The 13,259-nt window shown below is 45.1% G+C and carries 11 protein-coding genes; 8 read left to right on the top strand and 3 right to left on the bottom strand.

Translation table 11 applies throughout. The annotated features are described in order from the left end of the window. The first annotated feature begins 107 nt into the window (after positions 1 to 107). The 5 genes from C825_RS26895 (at position 108) to C825_RS26875 (ending at position 8,214) form a co-directional block, all read left to right on the top strand. Positions 108 to 356, top strand: coding sequence for an AbrB/MazE/SpoVT family DNA-binding domain-containing protein (locus C825_RS26895; RefSeq protein ID WP_010800837.1), 249 nt, complete (start codon positions 108 to 110; stop codon positions 354 to 356). Beyond that, positions 350 to 670, top strand: coding sequence for a type II toxin-antitoxin system PemK/MazF family toxin (locus C825_RS26890; RefSeq protein WP_009859974.1), 321 nt, complete (start codon positions 350 to 352; stop codon positions 668 to 670). Before C825_RS26895 ends, C825_RS26890 begins: the two co-directional genes overlap by 7 nt. A 592-nt stretch (positions 671 to 1,262) precedes the next feature. Beyond that, positions 1,263 to 5,171: a DUF6383 domain-containing protein gene (locus C825_RS26885; protein WP_010800836.1), complete on the top strand. Its 3,909-nt coding sequence runs from the start codon at positions 1,263 to 1,265 to the stop codon at positions 5,169 to 5,171. Positions 5,172 to 5,609: 438 nt separating this feature from the next. After that, the gene (locus C825_RS26880) at positions 5,610 to 5,981 is read left to right on the top strand and encodes a hypothetical protein (RefSeq protein WP_009859972.1); all 372 of its coding nucleotides are present in this window, start codon (positions 5,610 to 5,612) and stop codon (positions 5,979 to 5,981) included. Positions 5,982 to 6,099: 118 nt separating this feature from the next. Next, entirely contained in the window at positions 6,100 to 8,214 is a 2,115-nt protein-coding gene (locus C825_RS26875; RefSeq protein WP_010800835.1) for a VapE domain-containing protein, read from the top strand. Positions 8,215 to 8,467: 253 nt separating this feature from the next. On the opposite strand, the gene C825_RS26870 is transcribed toward C825_RS26875, so the two are convergent. Continuing rightward, positions 8,468 to 8,692 (bottom strand): DUF4248 domain-containing protein, encoded by a 225-nt coding sequence (locus C825_RS26870; RefSeq protein ID WP_009859970.1) that lies wholly within the window; start codon positions 8,690 to 8,692, stop codon positions 8,468 to 8,470. A gap of 192 nt (positions 8,693 to 8,884) precedes the next feature. Between C825_RS26870 and C825_RS26865 the strand changes: the two genes are divergently transcribed. Together C825_RS26865 and C825_RS26860 are read left to right on the top strand one after the other, a co-directional pair. Further along, positions 8,885 to 9,334, top strand: a complete 450-nt coding sequence (locus C825_RS26865) for an HU family DNA-binding protein (protein ID WP_009859969.1) — start codon at positions 8,885 to 8,887, stop codon at positions 9,332 to 9,334. A gap of 18 nt (positions 9,335 to 9,352) precedes the next feature. Continuing rightward, positions 9,353 to 9,823 (top strand): glucosaminidase domain-containing protein, encoded by a 471-nt coding sequence (locus tag C825_RS26860; RefSeq protein WP_009859968.1) that lies wholly within the window; start codon positions 9,353 to 9,355, stop codon positions 9,821 to 9,823. Positions 9,824 to 9,953: 130 nt separating this feature from the next. Here C825_RS26860 and mgtE read toward each other — a convergent pair whose 3' ends face one another. Both mgtE and rsmA read right to left on the bottom strand, forming a co-directional pair. Then, positions 9,954 to 11,300 (bottom strand): magnesium transporter, encoded by a 1,347-nt coding sequence (gene mgtE, locus C825_RS26855; RefSeq protein ID WP_010800834.1) that lies wholly within the window; start codon positions 11,298 to 11,300, stop codon positions 9,954 to 9,956. Positions 11,301 to 11,326: 26 nt separating this feature from the next. Continuing rightward, a complete protein-coding gene (gene rsmA / locus C825_RS26850; RefSeq protein WP_010800833.1) occupies positions 11,327 to 12,130 on the bottom strand; it encodes a 16S rRNA (adenine(1518)-N(6)/adenine(1519)-N(6))-dimethyltransferase RsmA in 804 nt (267 codons plus the stop codon). 96 nt (positions 12,131 to 12,226) lie between these two features. Between rsmA and C825_RS26845 the strand changes: the two genes are divergently transcribed. Continuing rightward, entirely contained in the window at positions 12,227 to 13,234 is a 1,008-nt protein-coding gene (locus C825_RS26845; RefSeq protein WP_010800832.1) for a lysylphosphatidylglycerol synthase transmembrane domain-containing protein, read from the top strand. Positions 13,235 to 13,259 lie beyond the last annotated feature (25 nt).

Raw genomic sequence — 13,259 nt, 5'->3', positions numbered from 1 at the left:
ACTTGTTGAATGAGTCTGCTAGATAACAACCTTTAACAGGGCTATGTTATAACTCGGTATCTTTATTACTATATTTGTGTAGTATAAATGTTATAACATGTGGTAGTATGGAAAGAAATATCGTACAAATCGGAAACAGTATGGGCGTTATATTACCAGCTAGTATTCTAAAGCGCCTGAATTTGTCGGCTAAAGATCCGGTAACAATCACACATAGGAACAACAGTATTATTATCAAGCCTGTCCCGCGTAGGAATTGGGAAGCTGCCGCATCACAGATGCATGCAGCCGGAGATGATAACCTGATTATGCCGGATATATTAGAGAATGAGAAGATGGAGGGACTGGAATGGTAGAAAGATTTGGTATCTATTGGGTCGACTTTAACCCGACAAAAGGAAGTGAGATTAATAAAATTAGGCCGGCAGTTGTCGTATCACCGGATGAGTTGAACCGCCATTTGAATACGGTTATAATTATTCCCTTGACATCGACACTCACTCCTTATCCTTGGCGGGTGAAGTGTACTTTAGACGGAAAAGAGGGTATGATAGCCACCGACCAGATTCGGACTGTCGATAAATTGAGGATAGGAAAGCAAGCAGGTGTATTGAACGAAGATGAAAGAGAAAGCCTGATTGATGTATTGGAAGAAATGTTTATACTGTAGCCTTTGGATCAAAAGAATATGAATAAACCTGGAGAAGAAATCAATAATCTGTAAAAACCGTTCTAAAAATAATGATGGGGCTGTCGTTTCAAACGATAGCCTTTTTTGTATGAATGAAAATCCCCCGCTTATTCCCCCTAAAACAGGCTAAATCCTATCTTTTAACAATTCTCGGCAAAAAACTGAAAAAGTAGGTGTTGGAACACAGTGTATTATGAAATGCGCGTGGGGACATATTTATGTATATGATGAGAGGATAAAATAATAAATAAACTGTTGAATAATAAGGGATGTATTATAAAAAGTGAATGACTAATTTTAACGTTCCTTTTTTCTCGCCAGCAAAGTTACTACATTCTTTTAATCCTCCAATCTTTTTCAAAATATTTTTTCCTTTCCTATATCCTTTCTTATCAACAGAATAGCAAAACTAGTACGAAAATCATCCTTTTGACCACAAAGACAAAATGGGCAAAAAACAATGACTAGAAAAAAGGAACGTTTTCTCTAGTCATCTGCTCTTAGAAACGTTCCTGATCTGAGGTTAAAAGACTTTTTAAATAACACTATTATTAATATTAAACGAAAGATTATGAACAAAAAGTTTTCTACGCTTATGGCGCTTGCGCTGGTGACAGGTAGTGCTTCTGCTCAGTTTACGGAAACAAACTGGAAGTATACTACACCTTCAGATCCGCAGGCTGCCTATCGTACATTTGAGACAAAGTCGGCGAATTGGAATAACGCATTGACTTCTGTTGTTGATGGCGAAACTCTTTACAACAATGCTACATTTACTAAAGATGTAAAAGTTGTTGAAGATGGTTTGTGGTATCAGTTGGAAGTTGAGAATAAAGAGACTGCAGGTATTGCCGATGTCCTGATTCAGGAACGTGATTATCTAACAGGTAAGATTTACCTGCGTACAGTGGCAAAAGCCGATGCTCCGTTGAATGCATCCCTTTGGAAACTTACGTATGGTAAAAAAGATGAAGCTACCGGTGGACATTGGACATTGGTAAACAAAGAAACCGGATTGGAATTGACTTTCGATCATTCTGTTATAAACAATGCTGCTGTTTCTGAAATGAGAGACGGTACGAAAGTTTGGGCTTGGTATGACTTTAACAGAAATGAGAAGAAAGATTATACTAAATTGTATGCATCTTTGCATAACCAGAAATATGAAGAAGTAATGTATCTGGCTTATGAAAAGACTACTGACAATGGTGACGCATTGCGTACTAAGTTAAGCAGTGATGGTTTTAAATTCCTTGCAAATCAGGCGAATAGCAAATTGGTCAAAGCTCAAGTTGTCAAAATGTCAAGTAATGATATTAGCAGCGTTACTGAAGCTTTGGCAATCAAACCGGTTGTAGCTTACCCATTCCATATGACGGCTCAGCAGTTCAATACTCGTATGGATGCTGATGATAAAGGTAACAACAAGTCTTTCTTCTTTAAGTTATTAAAAAATATGGAAGGTGCAGACAACTTCCTGGGTTATTTAGGAAACGAAAAGGCTGAAGATGAACTGGAATTTACAGCGGTGGAAGATGCTGCAGAATTGGCAGAAGTTGACCTGAAGAAGGTTAAGAACGCTGCTGTAAACGGACTGAGCTTTAATGATGGTACAGATTTGGACTTTAATGCAGTTAAGGATTCTTCCTTTAACTTGAACTTTAAAGTGCTCGACTGTAAGGATAAAGAACATAAAGGTACCTATCTGCTGGCTGATACGGCTATTTATTACAAATCAAATCAGAGTTTGAGCTCTCCGGCAGTTAAGTTTGCATTGAAAAACTGGAAGGCTGAAGATAACGCTTTCATGAAAGCCCGTTATTATTTCCGTGCTACTTACTTCCCGACAAACGACAGTATCGTGTTGGAACCGTTGAATGCAGCCGTACAGGCTCCGTTTGAAGATGGCAAAGACTGGAAAGATTCTGAATGTACGAAGTCTTTTGCTACTATGCAGTATTCAAAAGCAAATACATTGGTTAATGACTTCGTTAACCCGAAAACAGGTTCAAGAACAGTCTCTTTGGCTATTGACGACGTTTCTGGTAAGGATGTATTGACAGTGATTTATGATAATACAAATACGCAGTTTGTTAAACTGACTATCAATCGTCCGTTTGCAAATCTGACTCGTACGACTGTTCCCGATGGATTGTATTATATCAATTTGGCTAATAAAGACGCTGACGAAAGAAATCGCAATGTAGGTATGAGTATCGTACACAATATGGAAAGCAAGTTGATGTATGACACGAAAGCCAAGAATCAGGATTATTCGTTGATGCCGGCTACAATGTGGGTAGTTAAGCAGCTGGGTTGTCCGGAAGAAGGTCTGGCTAATTACGTACAGATCCAGAACCGTGAATATCCGGGTGTTGTGTTCGAAGGACAGCTTTACAAAGTAGAAGGACTTGATGCAGAAGGTAACGAGATCGATGCTTACCGCTTCATCGATCGTAGTGGTGACTATAGTGCAGGATATGAATCAAATATTGGTTGGTTGAAAGAAAACTCATTGCGTGTAGTTGATATTATGGACATTCAGGAAGTAGAAGAAGAAATCGCTTATACTTCAACTCACGGTTACAAATGGTTTGACAAAGACGTATTGAACGACGGTGTTGAAAACAATTTCCAAATCAACTGGAACAATGGTTACGTTGATGCTGTTTTGAAACATGTGAAAGACAATAATATCGCAGTAGAAGAGGGTGATGCAACAATCTTCGAAATTGCTGAAGCTACTTTAGCTACTGACCAGGGTGTTATTGAAAATGAATTCGGAGCAATTTTAAAAGAAATCGTTGATTGCAAAGAGGGCAATGCAGTGGATGAAGATCTTGTATTGGATCAACTGAAACGTAAAGCATATCTGATCAAGGTAAAAGACGATAACCTGATTGATAATGACGAACTGTTCTTGGCTTCTGTTCGTGATAATGACGGACGTTATTATTACAAAGCTATGAAGTTGTCAGAAATGGATAACTATTACAAGAAATTAGGTGTGTTCTATCTGAAAGCTGATCAGATCCACATGGATGGTGCAAATCCGGTTGATACTTGCTATGTATTGGTGGATATCAATAAACCTGCGAAATTTGCTGACAAAGCCGATAAGACCAAGTGGGCTAGCTATACTGCATTGGAAAAAACGAACGGTTGGATGAAAGCCGCTGTAGAAGCCGGTTCTGAAATGCGTATGTTGCGCGACAACAACCTGGAAGATCAGCCGAATGATGTATCTGATGCATTCTATTTCAGCGGTAATCCGGTTAACCAGTATATCAACATCGCTGGTGATTATAATATCGACCTGAACAGTAATATCAAATTCTTCCAGCAGTTGGCAGAAAAGAACTATCTGTTTGAAGATGGCAATGATGCAAACAAAGTACAGTTAATCCAGGACATCAATCCTGACTTCCATTATTTGGGTCTTGAAAGCAAAGGTCTGACAACTAAACCTACATTATATGTGGACGAAGTTGTTAAAGACAATCCTAACATGCAGCGTTATCTGTTTGGTGTGCGTGTAGACTCAATTTCTGACGGATACATTTGCGACCACTCATCCAGACTCCACGGTTACTGGGAATTGGAAAATGAAGCAGAAGATGATGGCGAAGTTCATTTTGAAAAATACAACGGTTATACAGCCGGTTGGTTCCTTGTTAACCTGGAAGACTCTATTTCTTCGGCAAACAACAACATGATGCATGATGCAGACTTGTATAAATACAATAGCTATACTCGTCTGGGCTTTGTAGAAGGTATCCACCAGGTAGATGGCGACAATGAATACTTCTATGTTGTAAATAACGGTTACACATTGAAAGACTTGATGACAGTGAAGGACAACGGTGTTGAATCTCAGGCTACTTATGTGGCTAAAGGCTTTGTTCTGGATCCTAAGTTCTTGGCAAATCTTGACGTAGACGGCAAGAATGAATATGTAACTCGTCATTCAATTGCCGGAGATGTAAATACAAATCATACATTCTCTTTGCGTAAGACAAGATCAGACAACGAAGGTACAGTTGAATTGAGCGAACCGTTCTTGTTGGAATCTTATATGAAGGGTGTATCGCAGATTGGTTCATTCTATGGTGCATGGATTAAATCTGAAAATGGCATTCCTGTATTGGCTAAATATAGCACATCAACAGGCGACCATGAAGGAGCTGCCAGCGATATTAGCGAAAGAATCGGTCAGTCCGGTATATTCTATTTCGAAACAACCGACGAAGAAGCAACTGCCAACGAAGGTATTGCAAACTCTTCTATCCAGGTTGTAGCTACCAACGGTGCAGTAATCGTTAAGGGCGCTGCCGGCAAGAACGTGGTAATCACTAACGTACTTGGTCAGACTATCGCTAACACAGTAGTTGCATCCAACGAAGCTCAGATCACTACTCCTACAGGTGTAGTTGTAGTAGCTATCGAAGGCGAAGCTGCTGTTAAAGCAATCGTAAAATAAGAAACTATTTATAATCAATAGATTTTGACTGCGTGTCTTGTCTTCGGACAATGATAATTACCCCGTGAGGGCGAACGAGTGGTCAATATTAATACTAAAGTAATGAAATAAAGTTCTTCTGTTCGATCTCTGTGAAGAGCGAAGACAGACAAAAACAAGCCCCGGGGGATTTCCTTCGGGGCTTCGTTGTTAGAAAAATATGAACTATCTGCTTAATAGTGCCGGGAGTAACCAATTCCCCTCTTGAGAGGGGATAAGGGGTGTGTTAAAGCTAGTTATAGGGCGAAACTATGACACACCCCCTTCCCCCTCTCAAGAGGGGAGCCAGTTACAACCAGTCAATAATTAGATAGTTCACTTCTGATAAATTCTGAACCAACAACCAGTCAATCACTAATAAAAAACAATCCAAATGAAAAAAAACTGGAAGCCGGCCTTTTGACAGAGGCGGCACAAGAATTGAGGCTCCGCTGCGAGCAGCTCGAAGGCGAACTTCGGGAAGTGAAAAAACAATGTAACAAACTGGCACACCTGCTGGAACATGCCGTTTGGGAAGAAGATATGATAGCGGAAGAACCTATCGTCTTCAACGGACTGACGGCCGATTTCGTGGAACTGATCGGCCCTTTGCTGATGAGCCGCAAATGGACGGTGAACGGACGGCACGATGTGCAACCCTTCCTCCGTTCGCTCGACTCGGTCTTTCATATACGCTATGATCCGGAGAAAGACTACCTGGCGTTGGGCAGACTGACGAATGTCGTACAGGAATATCTCGACAATCACCGGGATGACGATCTCCCCGGATAAGAGCTTGAATTTACAGGGCCCGTGTTTATCATAATAAAAGAGAAAATAACGGGCCCCTTTGTAAAGAATTGCCGACCTTGAAAGCAGTAATAATAACCTCAATTTTAAACGAACTGGTATGATAAAAGTAACTGTGTTTGCCCGGTTTAAAACCTGTATGGGCGACGTCAACCTGATAGACGTCCTTTCTGATATCCGGAATGGCAAATATGCCACGTCTATTAACCGTATCCGTGCCTGTATGGACAAGGGTGATCTCGAAGCGGCCGATATGCAGAAAAAAGCATTGCCGGCTATAACAATTTCCGCGACCTATCGCGGGCAACGCCTTGTAGAATATATGACAGCCTACAATCCATTGATTATCCTCGATTTTGATGACTTGAAAAAAGAGGATTTACCCCACCTGCTCGCTCTGGTGCGTGAGGCTGTCTATACGGTGGCCTGCTGGATCAGTCCGCGCGGGCATGGCATCAAAGTCATTGTCTACCCGGTGGTCGGGCTTGAACTGGTGCCTCAGAGTCATCCGGCTATCTACAAGCGGGTGAAAGACTGGTATCAACGCCTGCTGGGTACTAAAGCCGATACTTCGGGAAGCGATGCCGGGCGTCTCTGTATTGTTTCGTACGATCCGCAACTTTATCTTTCCCCCCGTTTCGAACCCTGGCTGAGAGGGGAGGGCACTTGGCCCGGCGATCTGCCACCGATAGAGGTCGTTATCGGAAAAGATGTCATGCAACTGATTTCTTCCGCCCGTAAGCAGACAACCCGAAAGTATGCTTATGCCGAGGGCAACCGCAACAATTACGTCCATCTCTTTGCCGCCAACTGCAACCGTCTGGGAGTGGCCAAAGAAGAAGTTGTGAAGTATGCCTGTAAAACCTTTACCGACCTGCCGGCCGAAGAGTGTCTGCAAGCTGTGGATAGCGCTTATATGCATACGGAGGAGCATGGTGCGGGGAAAACGGCGCTTCGTTCGCATCGTGGGGATAGTTTTGTCGTTCAGATACAGGAGTTTCTGAACAAAAGTTTCAAGCTTCGCCGCAATATCGTCCGGCGTATAGTGGAGTATCGGAGCCTGACGAAACACGATGTTTATCAGCCTGTCACCGATTATTGGGAAAACTCTGTCTGGTGTGCCTTGCAGAAAGCGGATGTGTTTTGCCGTGTGTCTGACCTGCGTTCGGTGATTCATTCCGATTTCAGTCCCGAATACAATCCATTCCGGTCTTATTTTGAAAATCTGCCAGCCTGGGACGGAAAGACAGACGCTATCGGGCAGTTGGCCGCCACTGTCGACACCACCTGCCCCGAATATTGGGGGAAGTGCCTGAAGAAATGGCTGGTGGCCGTTGTGGCCTGTGCCATCAACGAGCAGAAGGCAAACCATACGGTCTTGTTGCTGAGCGGAGCGCAGGGATTGGGCAAGACTACCTGGTTGCGTAACCTGGTGCCTCCCGCACTTAGAAACTATGTCTATTCGGGCAATCTCGATCCTACGGCAAAAGATTCGTCGTTGCTGATGAGCGATTGTTTCCTGATCATCCTCGATGAACTGTCGGGACAGAGCCGCGTGGAGTTGAACCAGTTGAAGGCGTTGATCACGAAAGACTCTATCCTTGAACGTCGTCCGTATGCCCGCAATGCGGAGACGTTCGTGCGCCGTGCTTCGTTTGCCGCTACGGTGAACGACAGCCAGATACTGACCGACCGTACCGGTTCGCGCCGTTTCCTTTGTTTTGAAACGCTCCGCATCGATTATACTTCCGGGATAGACCATACCGCCATTTATGCTCAGGCGCTGGCGCTTTATAAACAGGGGTTCCGTTATTGGTTTGCCGACCAGGATATTACGGAGATAAACGAGAACAACGAACCTTTCCAGCAATCGAGTCCCGAAGCGGAATTGCTTTTCACGTATTTTCGTAAACCGGTGCGTTTCGAGGCGTATATTTTGCTCTCCACCAGCGAAATCATGTCCCAAATAGCGGAACGAACACGCTATTCCGTGACCACAATGAGCGTAAATCAACTGGGAAAAGTGTTAAAAGGTGCCGGTTTTGAGTCGCAAAAGCGACATGGAAAGCGTCTTTTTGCCGTCATTGAACTGACGAATGACCAGATAGAAGCCCGCCGTAAGGGATTCGGGTATGATCCGGTAGATGGAGAGGAACAGCCTGACGGAGAGGATAATAACGGGGAAGAACCTCCTGAGCCAACACTTCCGTTTTAAGGATCGGGGGCGGATGGGGGCGGCAAAAAGGCATTTTGGGAAACTTCTGTATAGTGTGTTCCTTGTTCCTTCTACGATCTGATCGTAGAAGGAACAAGGAACGTCTTATTATAAAGTTTTCAAAACCCTCTTTTTGCCGCCCCCATCCGCCCCCCGGACAGATTGGCTGCCGCAGCTATTTTATTTTACTGCGGCAGCCACCGGAAATGGGTGCGGCAGCCGGTAAAAACAGCTGCGGCACTTATCTTTTTCTTCAAGGCTCTCCCAGATGTTCGACAATACATTCTACCTGGCGGGGCGTAAAGCTTCGTATACCGGGACGGAAGCCCAGTTCAAGCAGTTTCGCTTTCAGTACGCCATGATAATTGATCCACCGCCAAAGTTGCATAATCGCTCCTCTGTGACTCATATGAGGGCTGTAAAGCTCGGCCAGCTCACCTACTCCGTAGGCTCGTATTTCGAAGGTTGTTTGTTTCATTGTTAGATTGCTTTTGTGCTATCTAAGATACGAATAATCAATGGATTTGTCAAATTATTTCAATGCGGTTTTACAATATTTATCGGAAATAAAATGTCGTTTCGTCACACCACGTCACCGCTGTCTACAAAGTGGGTAGGCGCTTGCCGTATCTTTGATATGTAATTAATAATCAACTAAAAAGAATAAAGTATGGCATTACAGTTTCATTTGGTTCAGAGGAAGAACCTTAGTAAAAATGTAGAGGTGGGGAAAGAGAAACTCTACTATGCGCAGACCCGGGCGACGGGGACGTGTTCCTTCGATGAGTTGTGCGAAATCGTGGCAGAGAGTTCCACTGCTTCGAGCGGTGATGTGAAGGTGGTGATAGACCGTGTGATCAAATTCCTGCTCCTGTTCCTGGCCCGCGGGGAGGTGGTGCAGTGTGGCGAGCTGGGTACTTTCCAGCTGTTGCAGACCAGTTCGGGGAGTGTGACTGCTGAGGAGTTCTCTTCGAATATGTTGTATCGCGCCCGCCTTCGCTTCCGTCCCGGTCCTAAGTTGCGTGAGTTGATCCTGACGGCCAAGAGCGAGCGTTTCAAGCTCGAAGAATCGAAACCTGCCACACCGGACGGTGGAAGTGATCGTCCTGAAATTGAATGATCTCTGTAACCTTTGTGTATGGATAAGTATTCATTTACCCGTAAGTACCTCCCCGCCGCACGTATGGCGGGTGAGTTGTACGGATTGAACCCGGTAGTGATCCTGGCTCAGTCTGCTATCGAAACCGGCTGGGGAGAGAGTTCCCTGGCTACCTGCTACAATAACTTTTTCGGACTGACGGGGTATGGTGTTGCCAATGCTTACTGGCATGGCGGCAAGACTGATCTGGATAAGCCGGACGGTCTGCTGTTTCGCCGTTACGACAGTCCTGAAAACAGTTTCCTGGATTTTGCCCGCCTGATAGCGACGGTCTATAAGCAGGCGGCAGCTGTGAGTCATTATCCCCGGGCGTATGCCCGTGAGATTGCTTACAGCAGGTATATCAGTGAAGTGAACGGGGATAACCGGGCGGCCTATTGCAAGATGTTGGAGAGCATTGCACAGTCGCTGGTTCCCATAGTGTATAATCTTAATAATGACAGCGTATGAGCGAGAAGACAAACAAGGTGAAAACGATCCTGCAATTTATTATGGATCTACTGGGATTCCTGTTGGGAAGAAAGAAACAAGGATGATCCCCGTAGGGGCGGTTCGCGAACCGCCCCTACCGAACCGCCCCTTATGTCAATGCGGAAGAGATGAACATATAAATCATCATCCCGATAATGTCGTTCGTGATGGTAATAAACGGTCCGGTTGCCAATGCCGGATCGATCTTCAGGCGGTCGAGCGTCATCGGGACAAGCGTACCGAAGATACTGGCGAACATAACGACGGCAAACAAGCTCAGGGAGACGGAAGCCGTTATCCCTTTGTCGCCCAGCATAAAGAAGTTATATATGAATACGACCAGACTGATGATGCTGGCATTGATCAACGAAACAATCCCTTCCTTTAATATCTGCGGAAGAATGTTATCCTGTTTCAATGAGTTGTTGGCCAGACCCTGTACCACGATGGCGGACGACTGTATGCCGACATTCCCTCCCGTTCCGCCGATCAGGGGAATAAACAAGGCCATTTTGGGATTACTCGCCAGATTACCTTCGAACCCCCCGAGGATAACTGAGTTTGCCAGTCCGCCGATCATACCGATCAGCAACCAGGGGAGGCGGGCGGCCGTCTGTGTAAATACATTATCCGAAGTTTCCACGTCCTGCGAGATACCGGATGCCAACTGGTAATCACGTTCGTGCTGTTCGCGGACTTCATCCATTACGTCGTCGATGGTGATGCGCCCGACCAGGCGACCGATACTGTCTACTACCGGCAAGGCTACCAGGTCATACTTTTCGATCGTTTCGGCAACCTCTTCGATACTGTCGCTTTCGCGGACCGAGATCGGCTCTTTCTTCATGACATGCTTGATCTTCGAGACGGACGGGTTGGTGATCAGTCGCTGTAGGGGAAGTACGCCTTTCAGCCGTTCGTCGTCGTCTATGACATATACATAATAGATTTCGTCCATATCTTCCGCCTGCTTGCGCATTTCATCGATACATTGAGGCATACTCCAGTTCTCGTTGACCACGATCATTTCCGTACCCATCAAACCACCGGCGGTATCTTCATCATATTTCAGCAGGTCGACGATGTCGCCGGCCTGTTCAACGTCTTCAATGTGCGAAAGGATCTCTTCCTGTGTATCTTCGTCCAACTCACGCATCAGGTCTACCGCGTCGTCGGTTTCCATATTGTCGACGAAGCGTTTGGCGATCAGTTCGTTGGGTAGTTCTTTCAGTAATTTATGGCGGTCCTCTTCATCCAGTTCCATCAGGACGTCGGCGGCTTTGTCGCCGTCCATCAGCAAATACAGATAGATTGCTTCCCCAAGATTCAACTCCTGGTATAGTTCGGCAATATCTGCCGGATATAAATCGTGAAGTAAAGCCTGTGCTTTGGCATCATCTTTTTCTGCGATGATACTTTTCAGGTTGTCGATATAGTCTTTCGTCAGTTCAATCATAGGTCATGTTGTTTGTAACCCCGTTTTTATTCCTTCTGTATAGTCCCCGTCTGCTTCAGCCACCGGTCTGCAATTAGTGTCAGTTCGACGAACTGTTCAACCGAGAGCTGCTCGGGCCGTTTGTCGAAAACCGGCAGTGCGTAGTCCGGACAATCCTTTCCCAGCAGTGGTTTCATCGAGTTCCGGAGTGTCTTACGACGTTGGTTGAAAGAGGTCTTGACTACCGTTTTGAATAATTTCTCGTCGCATCCCAGCTCTTTCCGGTCGTTCCGTACCATGCGGATGACTGCGCTTTTCACTTTTGGAGGCGGGTCGAATACGAATTCACTGACAGTAAAGAGATATTCTACCGTATACCAGGCTTGCAACAGGACGCTGAGGATACCGTAGGTCTTGCTGCCCGGTCCGGCTGCCAGACGTTCGGCCACTTCTTTCTGGATCATCCCCGAACAGCAGGGCACGTGTTCCTTAAAATCGAGGACTTTAAAGAATATCTGGCTGGAAATATTGTAAGGATAATTCCCGATCACACAGAACTGGCCGGGGAAAAGTTTGGAAAGGTCCAGCCGCAGGAAATCTTCTGCCAGGATACGCCCTTCGAGCGCCGGAAAGTTTTGTTCCAGGTAATCTACCGATTCCATATCCAGTTCCACCACGGTCAGGTCATGGCCCGCTTCCAGCAGGTATTGGGTAAGCACTCCCATGCCGGGACCGATCTCCAGAACCGGTAAATCTTTGTAGTCCGACAACGTATCGGCAATACGCTGAGCGATTTGTAAATCCTTCAGGAAATGCTGTCCTAATGCTTTCTTTGGCTTAACTAATCTCATCCAGTTCTTTGGTGTAAAATGTTCGTATTAAAATATAATGCTTATCTTTGCGGGTGCACAAAAATACAACAAATAATTTAAAGTATCCTACGTAGAATGAATTTTAAGAGTATCCTACAAACGTTTGTCAAGATATTTTTACCCTTAGCTTTTGGCTGTTTGCTGCTTTGGTTTTTATATAGTCATATGGATGTCACCGAGATATGGCGTGTCATCCGTGAGGGGGTAAGATATGATATCATATTGGTTTCTTTACTGTTCGGCCTGTTTGCCAATGTGGTTCGCGGATTGCGTTGGGGGTTGTTGATTTCCTCATTGGGCGAGCGCTTTAAAATGAGTAATATCATTTATGCCGTGCTGGGAAACTATGCCGTGAATATGGTGCTGCCGCGTGTCGGCGAAGTCTGGCGTTGCGGTATTATCACCAAGTATGATAAGATCCCGTTTACCAAGTTGCTGGGAACCTTGCTGATCGACCGTGTGAGCGATACGATCGTAGTGGGATTGATTACTTTGTTGATTTTTATTTTCAATTTCGACTTCTTTGTCAGCTTCTTTGCGAAGAACCCCGCGCTGCTGGAAGGTTTCCAGAAAATGTTCGATTCGATATGGATTTACGTCGGTGCAGTAATTTTAGTGGTCGGAATTTGGTTTGTTTTCAAATATATGAGTAACTTTACGCTGGTGCAGAAAGCAAAGGCGTTGTTGCTGAATGTATGGGACGGAATGAAGAGCATCTGGCTGCTGAAGCAGAAAGGACGTTTCGTGGCACAGACATTGATGATATGGGGTGGCTATTTCTGTTATTTCTATATAACGTTCTATGCATTCGACTTTACCCGTGATCTGGGAATAACGGTCGGACTGATTGCTTTTACCATGAGTAGCATCGGGGTTGCCGTCCCTGTACAGGCGGGAATAGGTGCCTGGCATTTCATGGTGATCGCTACGCTGGTCTGCTTTGGTGTCAACGAAAATGATGCTGCCGCTTTTGCCCTGGTGGTTCATACGGTGCAGACGGTATGGACGGTGTTGTGCGGCCTGTTCGGCATTGTGGCTCTGCCGCTTACGAACAAAGAGACACCCGCCGTTGTTTCAGAATAGATACTATATGTATAAAATAAGAGTT

The organism is Parabacteroides sp. ASF519 (genome assembly GCF_000364265.2).
GTDB lineage: Bacteria > Bacteroidota > Bacteroidia > Bacteroidales > Tannerellaceae > Parabacteroides > Parabacteroides goldsteinii.
This window is presented reverse-complemented; position numbering and strand designations above follow the sequence as displayed.

What these genes read in the sequence shown, in the direction of transcription:
- C825_RS26895 (WP_010800837.1), top strand. Translation starts at nt 108, where the DNA reads ATGGAAAGAAATATCGTACAAATCGGAAACAGTATGGGCGTTATATTA.
- C825_RS26890 (WP_009859974.1), top strand. Translation starts at nt 350, where the DNA reads ATGGTAGAAAGATTTGGTATCTATTGGGTCGACTTTAACCCGACAAAA.
- C825_RS26885 (WP_010800836.1), top strand. Translation starts at nt 1,263, where the DNA reads ATGAACAAAAAGTTTTCTACGCTTATGGCGCTTGCGCTGGTGACAGGT.
- C825_RS26875 (WP_010800835.1), top strand. Translation starts at nt 6,100, where the DNA reads ATGATAAAAGTAACTGTGTTTGCCCGGTTTAAAACCTGTATGGGCGAC.
- C825_RS26870 (WP_009859970.1), bottom strand. Translation starts at nt 8,692, where the DNA reads ATGAAACAAACAACCTTCGAAATACGAGCCTACGGAGTAGGTGAGCTG.
- C825_RS26865 (WP_009859969.1), top strand. Translation starts at nt 8,885, where the DNA reads ATGGCATTACAGTTTCATTTGGTTCAGAGGAAGAACCTTAGTAAAAAT.
- C825_RS26860 (WP_009859968.1), top strand. Translation starts at nt 9,353, where the DNA reads ATGGATAAGTATTCATTTACCCGTAAGTACCTCCCCGCCGCACGTATG.
- mgtE (WP_010800834.1), bottom strand. Translation starts at nt 11,300, where the DNA reads ATGATTGAACTGACGAAAGACTATATCGACAACCTGAAAAGTATCATC.
- rsmA (WP_010800833.1), bottom strand. Translation starts at nt 12,130, where the DNA reads ATGAGATTAGTTAAGCCAAAGAAAGCATTAGGACAGCATTTCCTGAAG.
- C825_RS26845 (WP_010800832.1), top strand. Translation starts at nt 12,227, where the DNA reads ATGAATTTTAAGAGTATCCTACAAACGTTTGTCAAGATATTTTTACCC.